This is a genomic window from Pedobacter paludis, assembly GCF_003173575.1.
Taxonomy (GTDB): domain Bacteria; phylum Bacteroidota; class Bacteroidia; order Sphingobacteriales; family Sphingobacteriaceae; genus Pedobacter; species Pedobacter paludis.
The window spans coordinates 376140-390556 of record NZ_QGNY01000005.1 but is presented as its reverse complement, the minus strand read 5'-3'; the positions used below and the strand labels follow the sequence as shown (position 1 = coordinate 390556).

The window sequence follows — 14417 nt, the reverse complement described above, 5'->3', positions numbered from 1 at the left end:
CAATTTTAACAGTATGACATAATTTAAACGCTAGGGTTTAATGTTTGTTTTCTTTCTTATTTTCGCCTATGTTTTTCCAACTCGTTGATGATGACCTGAGTTTTCCAAACCCGGCACTTGCCGAAGAAGATGGTTTGCTTGCTATTGGTGGCGATTTGAGCTTGGAAAGATTGCTTTTAGCCTATTCAAATGGCATATTTCCATGGTTTAGTGAAGGTGATCCAATTCTTTGGTATTCACCACATCAGCGTTGCGTAATTTATCCTGAAAGAATTAACGTAAGCAAAAGCATGAAGAAAATCCTGAAGGATAGAACTTTTGAAGTCACTATTAATACTGCATTCGAAGCTGTTATTAAAAATTGTGCCGATACGCCAAGAATAGGGCAGGAGGGAACGTGGATAACCGATGAAATGCAAAATGCCTACATTAATTTACATAAAAAAGGTTTTGCCCACAGTATTGAGGTATGGTTGGATAAAAAACTGGTTGGTGGCTTGTATGGAATAAAAATTAACCGCGTTTTTTGTGGCGAAAGCATGTTTAGCCATGTAAGTAACGCATCTAAAACCGCACTGATTTTTCTGGCTGAAACCGATATCGATTTAATAGATTGCCAGTTGCCGAATGATCATTTAATGAGTATGGGCGCTGAAATGATTGATCGGGATTTGTATTCAGCCATACTTCAAAAAACAATTTAAATTCTATTTGTCATCCAATAACTGTTGCTGGCGCATGGCGTGTTCAATTCTTTTATCGGGAATAAACCAGATACAAGCCACCAAAAAATAAAGCAAAACACCAATCCATGGATTAATGAAACTTAAGCCTACGCCGGTAATGTAAAACAATAAAGAGATTTTTCCTTTAGCATCATTACCAATTGCATGGACAATTAAAGAATCCTGTCCCTCAGTTTTTTTAATTACGATAACCAGTAGGGTATAAGAAACTGCGGCAAGAAAAAGCACAATTCCATACATAATTACAGGCCAGAGAGCAAAATGATTTTCGCCCATCCAACCGGCAGCAACCGGAAACAAGGAGAGCCAGAATAAGAAATTAAGATTTGCCCAAAGCATAGCTCCACTAACTTTTTTAACTGCATGCATTAAATGGTGGTGGTTGTTCCAGTAAATACCCACATAAATAAAGCTTAAAACGTAACTGATAAACTTTGGAATTAGTGGTTTCAGCGTCATTAAGCTCTCGCCTTCAGGCACCTTTATTTCGAGTACCATAATGGTAATGATAATTGCTATAACACCATCGCTAAATGCTTCTAGTCTTCCCTTGTTCATAAAAAATCTTTGCTTTCTGTTTGAATACAATTATCAGCCAAATTATCTTAAAAAACAAAAACCTGCAATGTTTAAAAATTGCAGGTTTCGTTTTATGTATTTTTGTAGCTATAATTCTCTAACCCAGATATTTCTAAAGCTTATTGCAGGACTTGGATCTCCATGATCCTGAAGTTTTATAGATGCCGGTCCATGTTTTTTATAAGCTGGGGCACCGATATATCTCGTCTCTCCTTTTAACACGAAATTGTTTTGTAAAAGAACTCCATTTAAAAACAGGGTAACGCTAGCTGGTTTACTAACCGTTCCATCTTCATTAAAACGTGGCGCATTCCAAATGATATCGTAATACTGCCATTCTCCTGGCTGTTTATTTGCATTTGCTAATGGAATTGCCTGCTTGTAAACACTTCCAGTTTGTCCGTTTACATAGGTTTTGTTTTTGTATGCATCCATAATCTGGATTTCATAACCATCATCTCCGCCACCTGTTGAGGCTAGGAATACACCGCTATTGCCTCTGGCCTGTCCTTCTCCCGAAATGTTAGCTGGAATTTTCCATTCCATATGAAGCTGATAATCGGTAAACTTTTTATTGGTTTCAATATTTCCAGTTCCTTTTTTAACAGTGAAAAAACCATCATCAATTGTCCATGCGGCCGGTTTAGATGGATCTTTTACAGAATGCCAAGCATCTAAGTTTCTTCCATCAAACAATACAATGGCATCTGAAGGTGCCTCTTGCGGAAGTTTTCCAGGTGAAACAACTTTAGGTACGGGCTCCCAAACCTCAGTAGTTTTAGGATCGTTGGCAGGATCTACTTTTTTATCTTGTGCCATTGCTTCTACCGCAAAAAATGCCGGAATAAATAATAATGCGTATTTGTTCATATTTAAGGATTAACTTTCTAAAGTTAACCAGTTTATTAAGAAAAGGAAATTTCGTATTTAAAATTTTACCCCAATTCGTCTACAACGTAAGTTTCGCTTACTAAAATTTCATCAGGGGCAAGGTCTGCCTTTTGTTGTTCGGCCAAATCTCTCATTGGGCAATAACCGGTAACGCCCCGATACAATAAACCAGCACCAATGGCTGCGCCAGTTAAAGCAATTACAGGATGAGAAAATAGGCTTGTTAAACCTTTGTATAATAAATAAGTTCCGGCAGCGCCAGATAACCAGCGTTCTGATCTTGAAACGTTTTGAAATAACTCAGGGTATTTCCAAGCTTCTTTAACATTACTTATTGTGGTGTTTAAATCTTCATTTGTCATGATTATAGAATTTATGTTCTTTAATATAACAAGTTAATTAGCATTGAGTTTTAAAATAATTGGATGTATGCATTGCCACGGAAACAAATTTACACGGAATAAATGAGTAGTCTCGTCATTGCGAGGTACGAAGCAATCTTAATGCGGTAGAAAAAATAAAGAAACAATAGTTATAAATCCTTACTTTAATATATCTCTAATATCTTCTTTACTCAACGATTTGAAGAAACTTTCTTCAGTTGTAATTAAAGAATTTGCTAAAGATTTTTTGCGTTTTTGGAGCGCTAGAATCTTTTCCTCAACGGTATCTTTAGAAATAAATTTATATATGAATACCTTTTTGTCTTGCCCAATTCTGTGGGTACGGTCAATGGCTTGTTGCTCTACCGCTGGATTCCACCATGGATCAAGTATAAAAACGTAATCGGCCTGTGTAAGGTTTAAACCTACACCACCTGCTTTTATTGAGATTAGAAAGACTTTTAAATCTGCGTTTTGCTGAAATTCAGCTACAATTTCACCACGGTTTTTGGTTGCGCCATCTAAATAAGCGAATGGAATATGTTCCTTTTCAAAGTGCTTTTTAAATATATCCAGGTGTTTTACAAACTGAGAAAATACCAAAACCTTATGCCCGCCTTTAAGTACGTTATCTAGTGTATGAATTACATTTTCGAATTTTCCAGAGTCAGAATGGTAATCGCTGTCAATCATCACAGGGTGATTGGCCAGCTGACGCAAAGCGGTTAATCCTTGTAGAAGCTGAACCTGTTTTTGGGCAAAAGTTCCATCATCCATACTTTGCAATAAATCATTGCGATAGGCCGATTTTGTTTTTTCGTAATATTGAGCTTGATCTTCGCTCATGTCACAATAAATAATCTGCTCTGTTTTTGGCGGAAGCTCTGCCGCAACCTGTTCTTTTGTTCGGCGTAAAACAAATGGTTTTATAATCGACTGTAGTTTTCTAGCTTTTTCTTCATCTTTCTTTTTCTCTATGGCTTGTACATATTCCTCATAGAAAAAGGCTTGTGTGCCCAATAATCCAGGGTTTAAGAAAGTTAATTGCGACCATAAATCGCCAACTGAATTCTCTACAGGCGTTCCGCTCAAAATCAATTTGTTTTTCGATTTTAAACTTCTTACTGCCTTGAAAGATTTTGAAGATGGGTTTTTGATGTTCTGACTTTCATCCAGAATAATATAATTAAAATAAAAATTTTTAAGTTCGTCTACATCAACCCTTGTTACTCCGTATGTTGTAATAATGATATCGTAATTGGCAAAATTTGCCACATCTTTATTTCTATTGGTACCAGTATGCGCCAATATTTTAAGTTTTGGCGTAAACTTTTTTGCTTCCGTTAACCAGTTGTAAATTAACGATGTAGGCATTATAATTAACGATGTTGTCTGAGTTTGTAAGAGCTGATCATCTTCCTTTACCTTTTGCAGCATGGCCAGAGTTTGGATGGTTTTACCCAAACCCATATCATCGGCAAGGCAACCTCCAAAATTGTATTCACGCAGAAAACTAAACCAGTTGTAACCTGCTTTTTGATAATCGCGTAAACTTCCTTTAAAGTGAACTGGCATTTGGGTATCGGCAATGTTTTCGAAATCATTTAAGCGCTGAAGCTTGCGTTCGAGGGTTACATTTGCCAAACTATCTTCAGCCAAATCATTAATTAAACCAATGTGGTGTTTCTTTAATTTTAAGGTTTTTCCGGCTTCTGCCCAACTAAATAGGCTGCCATACTGCGTAAACCATTTATCTGGAATAATGGCAACCTCACCATCGGGCAATAAAAACTCTCTTCTTTTATGTAAGATGTGTTGTTTTAGTGATAGAAAGGGAATTTGATATTTGCCAAACCAAACCACCGCATGGATATCAAACCAATCATTACCTTCTTTAACTTCTAAGTCTATTTTACTCGCTCCAAAAACAAATTTTTTCTGTCCTGTAGCCTGTTCAATTTCGAAGCCTGAACCCTGTAAAATTTCAATATGCTCATTAACCCAGTTTATGGCCGCATAACTTGGATTTTCATCTGCAGCAATAACCTCGAGATTGCTAAACAAGGCACTGGATTTTTTAAGACCAAGAGATAACAGCAGGCTGAACTGTTTTTTCTCCCAATCTGCAGATCGTTTTATTCTGTGAAAAATATAATTGTCAGCTGTTTTCTCTAGACGAACCGTTACTTTGTGGGCATTTTCGACAGGGAAAGTGTATTCTCCGTATTTAAAATACAGTTGAATTTGCGATAAGCCACCATCAACGTATAACACCTTGATCACTGGAGTGGCCTCAAATTGCTCGGTTCTAATTTCAAAACCCTCGGCATAAACGTGATGCTTTTCTATTAATGGCGCCACAAACTTTTCGAAATAAGTGGCCTCCGTAGCTTTAGGAATTGCGATATAACGTTTATTTAAAAACGGCTGGAGTTTTTTCCCTTCAATATCCTGATCAAAAAAGTATAAAACATCATTTAGCAATAACCAAGCTGGCTTATTGCTCACAATTTGAGCATCTTTAAACATAAATTCGATGCGTAAATTCTGATACTTTATGGTCGGAAAATATCGTGTTTCAGTCTCGTTCTTACGGAAATGGAATAAAATGGATGCGGGTTCTGTAGCCAGTTCAATTTTACATTCAACAGGCCAACCGTCTTTATCCATAATGTAAAGCTCATCTTTAACCTTTAAAAGCTCCAAGGCCTCAGCAAGTTTTTTCTCGATTTTTGGTCTTACACTTTCGTAAAATTTATCATCAAAAACCTTTGCAAAAAATTCTGTAGGGCGGATTAATTTTTTATAATATTTTTTGATGATCGAATCCTGTTCAATATCATCCAAAATCTTGATCAGCTTATAATCAATTTCAGATAAACAGGCGTTGAATTCTTCGGCAGTATGCGTAAAAATTCTCTGGTAAGTAAAGGAGAAATCGCCCTGCGGATTTAACTGAACTATGTGTGGTTCAATAATATAGCCCAAATACTCATGCTTGCACAAGGAGTACACCACTTTACAGGTTTTAGAGCTATCGACACGTAACATTGCTTGGTTTAAAATTTTTTAGAAGCTAGGCGCTTAAAAAACTTTAAACTTACAATAATTTAAGGTTACATCAAAAAATCTAGCTTAAATGGCAATAAAATTTTTGGAAAAATAATTGTGCATAAATGTAAAAGCTTGATGCATTATAACTGGCATTTTTGCTGAATGATTTGCAAATATTCATCTCAATTTGATAAAATTGATTTCTAATAAAAAAGGCATTCTGAAAACCAGAATGCCTTAAATGCTTGTTAACTATAATGTTTATTTCCAGCCACCACCTAATGCACGGTATAAATTAACTACCGATTGAAGTTTCTGTAATTTATCATTGATGCCGCTTAGCTGGGCAGTTAAGAGGCTTTGTTCTGATGTTAAAACATCCGTATAATTTGTGGCAGAGCTATAGCGTAACAACTCTTTTGTAAAATCTACAGCTTTGGTTAAAGATGCGATTTGTTTCGCTCTTGTTTCTTCTTTTTCTGCTGCGGTTTGATATGCATACAAAGCATTAGACACTTCTTGTCCGCCGGTTAAAAGTGCTTGTTGGAAAGTGTAAAATGCAATTTGTTGGTTAGCCTGTGCCGTTTTTAAACGGGCTTTATTGGCACCTTTTGCAAAAATTGGCTGTGTTAAACCACCAACTAAACTATAGAAGATGGAGTTATCAAAAAAGTTGCTCAACTGCAAACTTGTTAAACCACCAGAAGCCGTTAAGGTTAAAGCAGGGTAGAAATAGGTTTTTGCCACATTGGTATTTTCAAAAGCGGCTCTGAATCCAAACTCTGCAGCAATAACATCCGGGCGGTTTTGTAAAAGCTGTGCCGATACACCTGTTTGCAAATTTGTGTAAGGCGTTTGCTGATCTAAAGTAGTACGATTAATACTGCCTGGTGCTCGGGCCAGAACAACGCTCAAGGCATTTTCTGCTTCTTTCACGCTTCTTCTTAAATCAGGCAGGGTTACTTGTGCCGCATATAAATTTGCTTCGCTTTGTACTACTGCCGCTCCATTAACAACTGCGCCTTCCTTTAAGGCCTTCATGGTTTCAACATCCTGCATTCTAATTTTTACCGTTTGCTCGGTAATGGCCAATTGTTTATCCAATGCCAATAATGTGTAATAGCTATTGGCAATTGTTGCAATTAACTGGGTTTGTACGGCACGTTTCGCAGCATCACTTTGAAGTAAGGTTGCGTATGCAGCACGCTTTGCACTACTGAGTTTACCCCAGATGTCAGCTTCCCAGGCAGTACTTAGTTGCGCCCGGTAAGTTTGGGTTTCTAAATTGATGTTAATCCCAGCAGGAAAGTTTTGCGCCGCCGCAGATGCTTTGTTGTCTGTAACCGATAAATCTCCCTGTAAGCTAGGTAAAAATGCAGCTCTACTTTGTTGTAAAGTAGCTTCAGATATTTTGATTCGCTCAATTGCCTGTTTAAGATCTAAATTCTCATTAATCCCCTGTTGAATTAAAGATTGCAGGGTCGTATCGGAGAATAGGTTTTTCCATGGCAAATTGGCCATTGTTATGGTATCGGTTGTGTTGTTGTCTCGATACAAACCTTCGTTTTTAACTTGCGGGCGTTCGTATTTTTTAGTTACGCAGGCACTTAAGGTAAGTATAGAAAGTCCGATTAAAATGGAATGCTTATAGCTAAATTTCATGTTGTGTTAAATTAATGTTTACTATTAGCTGTGGCCAATTCGTATTCTTCAGAGGTTTGTTCTTTCTCAATTCCTTCATTAAATGGTGATTTATTACTCACTCTTTCTTGTAGGCTTTGGAAAATGATAAATAATGCGGGGATTACAAATACACCAAACAAAGTACCAATTAACATACCCCCAACAGCACCTGTACCGATAGATTTATTTCCAGACGCACCCACACCTGACGACAGCATTAATGGAAGTAATCCCAAAATAAAGGCAAAAGAGGTCATTAAAATTGGGCGTAAACGAGCTGTTGCACCATCAATTGCAGCATTAACAATGCTCATCCCTTTTCTTCTTCTATCTACTGCGTATTCTACAATTAGGATGGCATTTTTAGCGAGCAAACCAACCAGCATAATCAAAGTAATTTGAGTATAAATGTTGTTGTCTACCCCAAATATTTTATCGAAAACAAATACCCCAGATAAACCAATTGGTAAAGAAATCAAAACTGCTAAAGGTAAAATGTAACTTTCGTACTGTGCAGCCAATAAGAAATAAACGAAAATTATACACAGTAAAAAGATGAATACCGTTTGGCTTCCGCCACTTATTTCCTCACGAGATAGTCCTGAAAATTCATATCCATATCCGGCAGGTAAACTTTGTGCTGCAACTTCTTGCACAGCTTTAAGTGCATCACCAGAACTATAACCCGCATTAGGGTTACCTGTTACCGAAATAGAAGTAAATAAATTGAATCGAGAAATTGCTTGTGGGCCATAAACCTTAGTCAGTGTAATAAATTCGGAAACTGGAGCCATTTGACCTGAACCGTTTCTAACGAAAATGCGGGTTAAGGTTTGTTCATTTGCACGATACTGGGCATCAGCCTGATACATTACCCTAAACTGCTTGCCAAATTTATTAAAGTTTGATGCATAAACACCACCATAATAACCTTGCATTACGCCCAAAACATCGGCAACGTTTAAACCAGCTTGTTTAACCTTAGCTACGTTAACATCAATTTGATATTGAGGGAAGTTAGGGTTAAACGATGTTGATGCATATTGAATTTCCGGACGTTTACTCAAAGCGGCTAAAAATCCATTTCCAATTTCATTGAATTTTTTAATGTCTCCACCGGTTTTGTCCTGTAGTTGAAATTCAAAACCTCCACTAGTACCAAAACCCTGAATAGTTGGTGGCGCAAAGAAAATAATTTTGGCACCTTTAATACTTGCTGTTTTAGCAAAAAGTTCGCCAATAATCGCTTTTACATCTCGTTTACGTTCATCCCAGGGAGATAAACGAGAAATTACCATCCCGTAAGAACTTCCCGAACCACTTATCATACTTCGACCAACAACCCTTAAGGTGTTTTTAATCTCTGGAATTTTGTGGGCTATGCTATCAATTTTTGCAATAACAATATTGGTTTCTTCTTGCGATGTTCCTGCAGGTAATGAAATATCAGACATGATTGTTCCCAAATCCTCATTTGGCACAAATCCTTTTGGTGTAGTATTCATTGTCCAAACCAAAACAAGTGTAAAGAACGCAATCCCCAAACCAACGATCCATTTTTTTCTTGATAAGAAGCCAACCGATTTTTTATATTTTCCGGTAACCGCATCGAAAGAAGTGTTAAAAGCAGCATAAAAACGCTCCAAGAAATTTTTCTTCTTCTCATGCTCTTCGGTGTGTGGTTTTAAAAACAAAGCACACAACGCCGGACTTAAGGTTAACGCATTAATTGCTGATAAAATAATTGAGATGGCAAGCGTTAAACCGAATTGTTTGTAAAATACTCCAGAAGATCCTTGAATAAAACTTACCGGAATAAATACCGCTGCCATAACCAAGGTTATGGAAATAATGGCTCCGCTGATGTCATCCATTGCATCAATTGTGGCCTTTTTAGCATCGGTATAACCTTCGTCTAGTTTAGCATGCACCGCTTCAACCACTACAATCGCATCATCTACAACAATACCAATGGCGAGGACGAGCGCAAATAAGGTTAGTAAATTAATGGTAAAACCGAAAAGACTGAGGAAAAAGAAAGTACCTATAATTGCAACCGGAACACTGATGGCAGGTATTAATGTTGAGCGGAAATCTTGCAAGAAGATGAATACCACCAAGAAAACCAAAATAAATGCTTCAATTAGGGTATGGATTACTTTTTCAATTGATGCATCGAGAAAGTCGTTAACGTTAACTAAAGTTGAATAATGAACACCTTTTGGAAAAGATTTCTGTGCTTCATCTAAGGTTTTAATCGAATTTTCGATAACCTCTTTAGCATTTGATCCTGCTGTTTGGTTAATCGCAATACCTAAAGCCTGTTTGCCATTAAATTTTACAGAACTGGCATAGCTTTGCGCACCCAATTCTATTCTGGCAATATCTTTTAAACGAAGAATCTGTCCATTGGAAGCCGTTTTAATAATGATATCACCAAATTGAGCCTCATCTTTTAGCCTACCCGTATATTTCAAAGTGTACTGAAAAGCTTGATCGCCCTGCTCTCCGAACTGCCCGGGCGCTGCCTCCACATTTTGATCTGCCAAAGCGGTACTCACATCATTCGGAATTAAGCCATAAGTTGCCATGATATCTGGTTTCAGCCAAATCCGCATTGTATAATCTAAGGTTCCGAAAGCACTTGCATCACCTACACCATTAATACGTTTAATTTGTGGAATGATGTTGATGTTCGCATAATTCTGTAAAAACTTCTGATCATAAGATGGGTCATCACTATACAAACCGAAGATTAATACGTTACTCGCTTGTCTTTTTGCTGTAATTACACCAGATTTTGTAACCTCTGCTGGTAGTAAGCTGGTTGCGCGGGCAACTCTGTTTTGTACGTTAACTGCTGCTAAATCTGCATTTGTTCCCAATTTAAAGTTAACCGTAATAGTGGCTGTACCATCGTTACTTGCAGATGAAGTCATGTAAGTCATGTCCTCTACACCGTTTATTTGTTCTTCTAACGGAACAACAACGCTATTCATTACCACATCGGCGTTGGCACCTTGATAAGAGGTAGAAACCTGCACCGTTGGGGGCGCAATTTCTGGGTATTGTGAAACCGGTAACGTAGCTAAACCTAAAACACCGAGAATTACGATGATGATGGATATAACCGTTGATAAAACCGGCCTTTCTATAAATTTCTTAAACATAATTAATATTGATTACACTGATTCGTGTTATTGCACTGATTATATTGTTATTTCTTAATATCAGCATAAACTGAATCTGCACTTTTTTCTTCAGGTTTAATTTTGGCGCCATCTTTTAATGATTGGAAGCCTTCTAATACAACTTTATCGCCTGCTTTCAAGCCTTTGGTTACCACATAAAACTTGTCTTTCGCTAAATCCATAATTTGAATTTCGGTACTGATAATTTTGGCCGAATCTCCTAAAACATAAACGAATTTTTTGCCCTGTAAATCGATTGTTGATTTTTGAGGGATAAGGATAGCATTTTCTATATGTTGTGGAATTCTAACTGATGCACTCGCTCCGTTCTTTAACAAAGAAATCGGATTTGGGAAGGTAGCTCTTAAACTTGCAGAACCAGTAGCTGTATTAATCTGGCCATTAATGGATTCAATTTTACCATTTTGAGCGTAAACACTTCCATCTGCCAATACCAAACTTACAGCCGGAATGTTTTTCATTTGTTCTGCCAGTGTGTTTCCTTTGTACGTTTTGGAAAAATCTAACAGTTGTTTTTCGTTAAGTGAAAAATAAGCGTAAACTCTAGATGTGTTTGAAACTGTTGTAAGTGGCTCGGTACTCGAACTGCTTACTAAACTTCCATTTCTAAAAGGAATGCTTCCAACAACACCATCAACCGGACTTGTAATAGATGTATAACTTAAATTAACCTGGGCGTTTGCCAAAGCTGCTTTAGCCTGAGCCAACGCTGCTTTTCTACTTTGCAAAGTTAATTGTGCGGCATCTAAATCGTATTTGCTTATAATGTCTTTTTCAACAAGAGGCTTGGTTTTATTAACCTGTAGCTGAGCTGCATTTACATCTGCTTCTGCACTGCTAATCGCTGCTCTTGCTGTTCTAACTTCTTGCTCGTATTGCGGTGCCATTATGGTAAAAAGAAGTTGTCCTTTTTTAACCACAGCGCCTTCGTCAACCAGTATTTTTTGAATAAAGCCATCAACTTTTGGACGGATATCGATATTTTGAATTCCTTCTATCGTAGCAGGATAATCTGAATTTAATTCTGTTGTTTGTGCGTTAACGGTAAAAACCGGATAGGCTTGTGGACCAGCGGCTGCTGCTGCCGCTGCTTTTTTTGCATCATCGTTACCTCCGCAAGATGCTAGAAGCATACCGATGCTCATACTAAAAAAGAGAGTTGTTACTTTTCTCATGGACTATTTCTGTGTGTTTAAATTTAAATTCCCGGGCTTAAAAGCGTAATCAAATACCGAAGTTTCGATTTTTCGCTTCAAGTGTCCAAAAATAGAGCCTAAAAAAAAATAAGTCTGTCCAAATTCTGTCATTTAATCAATCGATTGATTTATTTTCTGTCTAAAAACCACTTAAAAGGTTGTTTAATAGCCTTTTAAGTCTATTTAAATACTCGAAAATGCTGTGTAAATAAATTGAGACAGATGTTAAATGATGTTAAGGAGGCATCTTTTATGTTGTTCTTAATAAAGAGATGTTAACAATAATAGTCAATTGATTGCGTTCAACTTAACAAAATAAATAAACAGTTAATGAATTTGGATTCGCAATACAATGCCTATTTTTTCTTGCAAAGAGATGATTATTTTGATTGATTTTCTACTTTCCTTTGCGCTGTAATTTTTAGCAAACACCATGATTAATTATCGCGAAATTTTCGAAGAACAAGGAATCGATTATAAAACTTACCGCCAACTTGTTGATAAGCTTTTAGCTGAAGGACATACTACTGGTCCGGATCATTCGGAGGCCATGTTACATTACAGTAAAATGAATGTTCAGCGCATGAGCCGGGTAGATAAAACCGCAAGTTTGAATAATGAGCTATCTTCTGCTATTGAACATTTAAAAGAAAAATATAAATTATTGGTTATTACCGAAGGGTGGTGTGGCGATGCGGCACAGATTATTCCAATTTTCAACAAAATGGCTATGGTCGCACCAGAAAAATTTGAACTGAAATTCGTGCTTCGCGATAAGAACCTTCCTTTAATCGATGCACACTTAACCAATGGTGGCAGGGCAATCCCTGTGCTTTTGATATTAGATGAAACAGCGGAAAAAGTTTTAGCAAGCTGGGCACCAAGGCCACAGGTTTTACAGGCGCTACTAAAAGACTGGAAAAAGGAAAGCACCGATATGCTTTTAATTGCAGAAAAACTTCATGGTTGGTATGCAAAAGATAAAACTCAAACCACACAGGCAGAATTGAGCGGGCTTTTAAATAAATTGGAGAATAATTAATCAACTTTCGTTACTCTGAATTTATTTCAGGCGTTTAAGATGCTTAAATAAATTCAGCATGACGATACCATTGAAATTCAATCTACACTTACCGTTAGTCCCTCTTGTTGTAAAATTTTACGGTAAACTTCCATTTCGGTAAATGATCCTTCTAGTACGGGGCATTTTCCATCATTATGGACTTTCCAGGCAATTTTTTCTGCCTGAGATTCGTTATAATCCAAATACTTCATCATGCAGTAAATTACATGGTCAAAGGTATTTACATCATCATTCCACAAAATAAGGCGATGTACGGTTTTTAGGGAAGTTAAAATTTCTTCGAGCGTAAAGGTCTCTTCTTTGGTTTCTGTAGACATGGCGCAAAAATAACTATTTTTATGGAAGATGTAATATGTTAAATGGAAGATGAGCTTTTGCAGGTTATACATATATTTTTAATTTTCGATTTTGGTTTGTTTACTGATGTTCAATCCATTTTCCATCTTCCCTCGTACTTCTTACATAATCTTCATCCCTTTTAATACATTTGTTAACCAGATAATAAAATGAGCATGCACCATTCTAAAATTGCCGGAATTGGATATTACGTTCCGAAAAATGTTTATACCAATAATGATTTAAGCCGTTTTATGGAAACCAGCGATGAATGGATTCAAGAACGCACCGGAATTAAAGAGCGCCGTTTTGCCGATCGATATGAGGAAACCACAACCACCATGGGAATCGAAGCCTCTAAAATTGCTTTGGAACGGGCAGGGATTACGGCAAAGGATGTAGATTTTATCGTTTTTGCAACTTTAAGCCCCGATTATTATTTCCCTGGTTGTGGTGTTTTGCTTCAACGCGAAATGGGAATGGGCGAAATTGGTGCCTTAGATATTCGCAATCAGTGCTCTGGATTTGTTTATGCCTTATCTGTTGCCGATCAGTTTGTAAAAACAGGCATGTATAAAAATGTGCTCGTAGTTGGCAGTGAGAAACATTCTTTCGCAATGGATTTTGAAACCAGAAGCAGAAATGTATCTGTGATTTTTGGTGATGGCGCAGGCGCAGTTGTACTGCAACCAACAGATGAACCTGGCAAAGGAATTTTAAGCACACATTTACATAGTGATGGTGCTGATGCTGAAATTTTAGCGATGTACTATCCAGGTTCTCACGCAAATAAATGGATGAAAGATAAACCAGCTTTTCCCGATCAGGAATTGGGTGGATTATTTATGAACAATGAAATTTTAGAAAGTGGCGCTGCTTTGCCTTATATGGACGGGCCATCAGTTTTCAAAAAAGCTGTAATAAAGTTTCCAGAAGTAATTAAGGAAGCTTTAAAAGCCAATAATTTAAACGAAAAGGATATTGATATGCTGGTTCCGCACCAAGCCAATTTGCGCATTAGCCAATATGTACAACAGCTTTTGGGCTTACGCGATGATCAGGTTTTCAATAATATTCAGAAATATGGCAACACTACCGCTGCATCTGTTCCGATTGCATTGTGCGAAGCTTGGGAAGCGGGTAAGATAAAGGATGGTGATTTAGTTTGTTTGGCGGCTTTTGGATCAGGATTTACTTGGGCAAGCGCATTAATTAGGTGGTAAATAATTTTTTCTAGAAAAAAATAAAAAAAA

General features: G+C 37.1%; 11 protein-coding genes. 3 read left to right on the top strand and 8 right to left on the bottom strand.

Annotated features, from left to right (window positions below; genetic code table 11):
* Positions 1-68 precede the first annotated feature (68 nt).
* The gene (gene aat / locus DF947_RS15830; protein ID WP_109931007.1) at positions 69-704 is read left to right on the top strand and encodes a leucyl/phenylalanyl-tRNA--protein transferase; all 636 of its coding nucleotides are present in this window, start codon (positions 69-71) and stop codon (positions 702-704) included.
* A 3-nt stretch (positions 705-707) separates the two neighbouring features.
* Here the strand turns inward: aat and DF947_RS15825 are convergent, their stop codons facing one another.
* The 7 genes from DF947_RS15825 to DF947_RS15795 all read right to left on the bottom strand — a co-directional run bounded on the left by DF947_RS15825 (position 708) and on the right by DF947_RS15795 (position 11723).
* The gene (locus DF947_RS15825) at positions 708-1304 is read right to left on the bottom strand and encodes a TMEM175 family protein (protein WP_109931006.1); all 597 of its coding nucleotides are present in this window, start codon (positions 1302-1304) and stop codon (positions 708-710) included.
* A 108-nt stretch (positions 1305-1412) separates the two neighbouring features.
* Entirely contained in the window at positions 1413-2195 is a 783-nt protein-coding gene (locus DF947_RS15820; protein WP_109931005.1) for a 3-keto-disaccharide hydrolase, read from the bottom strand.
* 65 nt (positions 2196-2260) lie between these two features.
* The gene (locus tag DF947_RS15815; protein WP_109931004.1) at positions 2261-2578 is read right to left on the bottom strand and encodes a YgaP family membrane protein; all 318 of its coding nucleotides are present in this window, start codon (positions 2576-2578) and stop codon (positions 2261-2263) included.
* Between the two features lie 180 nt (positions 2579-2758).
* Positions 2759-5650, bottom strand: coding sequence for a DEAD/DEAH box helicase (locus DF947_RS15810; RefSeq protein WP_109931003.1), 2892 nt, complete (start codon positions 5648-5650; stop codon positions 2759-2761).
* 264 nt (positions 5651-5914) lie between these two features.
* Positions 5915-7315 carry an efflux transporter outer membrane subunit gene (locus DF947_RS15805; protein WP_109931002.1) on the bottom strand — a complete coding sequence of 467 codons (1401 nt, stop codon included), beginning with the start codon at positions 7313-7315 and terminating at the stop codon, positions 5915-5917.
* 11 nt (positions 7316-7326) lie between these two features.
* Positions 7327-10506, bottom strand: a complete 3180-nt coding sequence (locus DF947_RS15800) for an efflux RND transporter permease subunit (protein WP_109931001.1) — start codon at positions 10504-10506, stop codon at positions 7327-7329.
* A gap of 47 nt (positions 10507-10553) precedes the next feature.
* A complete protein-coding gene (locus DF947_RS15795; RefSeq protein ID WP_109931000.1) occupies positions 10554-11723 on the bottom strand; it encodes an efflux RND transporter periplasmic adaptor subunit in 1170 nt (389 codons plus the stop codon).
* Between the two features lie 454 nt (positions 11724-12177).
* On the opposite strand from DF947_RS15795, the gene DF947_RS15790 reads away from it, so the two are divergent.
* Positions 12178-12786 carry a thioredoxin family protein gene (locus DF947_RS15790; RefSeq protein WP_109930999.1) on the top strand — a complete coding sequence of 203 codons (609 nt, stop codon included), beginning with the start codon at positions 12178-12180 and terminating at the stop codon, positions 12784-12786.
* Positions 12787-12863: 77 nt separating this feature from the next.
* Here DF947_RS15790 and DF947_RS15785 read toward each other — a convergent pair whose 3' ends face one another.
* Positions 12864-13145 carry an ATP-dependent Clp protease adaptor ClpS gene (locus DF947_RS15785; protein ID WP_010599054.1) on the bottom strand — a complete coding sequence of 94 codons (282 nt, stop codon included), beginning with the start codon at positions 13143-13145 and terminating at the stop codon, positions 12864-12866.
* Between the two features lie 189 nt (positions 13146-13334).
* Here DF947_RS15785 and DF947_RS15780 point away from each other — a divergent pair, with 189 nt between their 5' ends.
* Complete coding sequence (locus DF947_RS15780) at positions 13335-14387, top strand: 3-oxoacyl-ACP synthase III family protein (RefSeq protein ID WP_109930998.1); 1053 nt, start codon at positions 13335-13337, stop codon at positions 14385-14387.
* The last annotated feature ends 30 nt before the right edge of the window (positions 14388-14417 follow it).

What these genes read in the sequence shown, in the direction of transcription:
- DF947_RS15825 (WP_109931006.1), bottom strand. Translation starts at nt 1,304, where the DNA reads ATGAACAAGGGAAGACTAGAAGCATTTAGCGATGGTGTTATAGCAATT.
- DF947_RS15805 (WP_109931002.1), bottom strand. Translation starts at nt 7,315, where the DNA reads ATGAAATTTAGCTATAAGCATTCCATTTTAATCGGACTTTCTATACTT.
- DF947_RS15795 (WP_109931000.1), bottom strand. Translation starts at nt 11,723, where the DNA reads ATGAGAAAAGTAACAACTCTCTTTTTTAGTATGAGCATCGGTATGCTT.
- DF947_RS15810 (WP_109931003.1), bottom strand. Translation starts at nt 5,650, where the DNA reads ATGTTACGTGTCGATAGCTCTAAAACCTGTAAAGTGGTGTACTCCTTG.
- DF947_RS15790 (WP_109930999.1), top strand. Translation starts at nt 12,178, where the DNA reads ATGATTAATTATCGCGAAATTTTCGAAGAACAAGGAATCGATTATAAA.
- DF947_RS15815 (WP_109931004.1), bottom strand. Translation starts at nt 2,578, where the DNA reads ATGACAAATGAAGATTTAAACACCACAATAAGTAATGTTAAAGAAGCT.
- aat (WP_109931007.1), top strand. Translation starts at nt 69, where the DNA reads ATGTTTTTCCAACTCGTTGATGATGACCTGAGTTTTCCAAACCCGGCA.
- DF947_RS15785 (WP_010599054.1), bottom strand. Translation starts at nt 13,145, where the DNA reads ATGTCTACAGAAACCAAAGAAGAGACCTTTACGCTCGAAGAAATTTTA.
- DF947_RS15820 (WP_109931005.1), bottom strand. Translation starts at nt 2,195, where the DNA reads ATGAACAAATACGCATTATTATTTATTCCGGCATTTTTTGCGGTAGAA.
- DF947_RS15800 (WP_109931001.1), bottom strand. Translation starts at nt 10,506, where the DNA reads ATGTTTAAGAAATTTATAGAAAGGCCGGTTTTATCAACGGTTATATCC.
- DF947_RS15780 (WP_109930998.1), top strand. Translation starts at nt 13,335, where the DNA reads ATGAGCATGCACCATTCTAAAATTGCCGGAATTGGATATTACGTTCCG.